Here is a 711-nt window from a genome sequence, read left to right as displayed (position 1 = left end):
TGTGGACCGGCGTGCAAAAGGGACCCCGTTAGCGGGGTGATCGGCGTCTAAAAGGAACCCCTCATTCCGATGGTGTAGCGAGCCGCCTGGTAATCCAGGTGGCGAGATCGGGATGTTGGTTGTGGAGACAGTCGTTCGGATCCGGCGCGAGCACGCGAACGGTAAAGCGATCAAGGCGATTGCGCGGGATTTGCGGCTGTCGCGCAAGGTGGTGCGCAAGGCGATCCGGGCGCCAGAAGGCGCGTTCGATTACCACCGTACGGTCCAACCGCTGCCCCGGCTTGGGCCGTTCCAGGAGCGGCTCGACACGCTGCTGACGGAGAACGAGACGCGGCACCGGCGCGATCGGCTGCGCATGACGCGGATCCATGATCTGCTGTGCCGGGAGGGGTTTGAGGGATCCTACGATGCGGTCCGGCGCTACGCCCGGCGCTGGGCGGAAGCCCGGCGCAAGGATGCTGGCGATGGCGCCCCGGCCTTCATCCCGCTGCTGTTCCAGCCTGGCGAAGCCTACCAGTTCGACTGGAGCCACGAGGATGTGGAGATCGCCGGCAAGCCGATGCGGGTGAAGGTGGCGCACATGCGGCTGTGCGCGTCGCGGGCCGTCTATGTCCGGGCCTATCCCCGCGAGACGCAGGAGATGGTGTTCGATGCCCATGCCCGGGGCTTTGCCTTCTTCGGCGGCGTTCCGCTGCGGGGGATCTACGACAA

1 protein-coding gene is annotated in these 711 nt (G+C 66.2%); it reads left to right on the top strand.

Annotation, left to right across the window (positions count from 1 at the left end; all coding sequences use genetic code 11):
• Positions 1-112: 112 nt before the first annotated feature.
• Positions 113-711, top strand: a 599-nt coding sequence (gene istA, locus ET21_RS0100760; RefSeq protein ID WP_030538199.1) for an IS21 family transposase, incomplete at its 3' end; no start/stop codon positions are given.

Source organism: Sphingobium sp. DC-2 (genome assembly GCF_000722555.1).
GTDB classification, from domain to species: Bacteria; Pseudomonadota; Alphaproteobacteria; order Sphingomonadales; family Sphingomonadaceae; genus Sphingobium; species Sphingobium quisquiliarum.
Note: the sequence above shows the minus strand (reverse complement) of the source record. Positions and strands in the feature narration are given on the sequence as shown.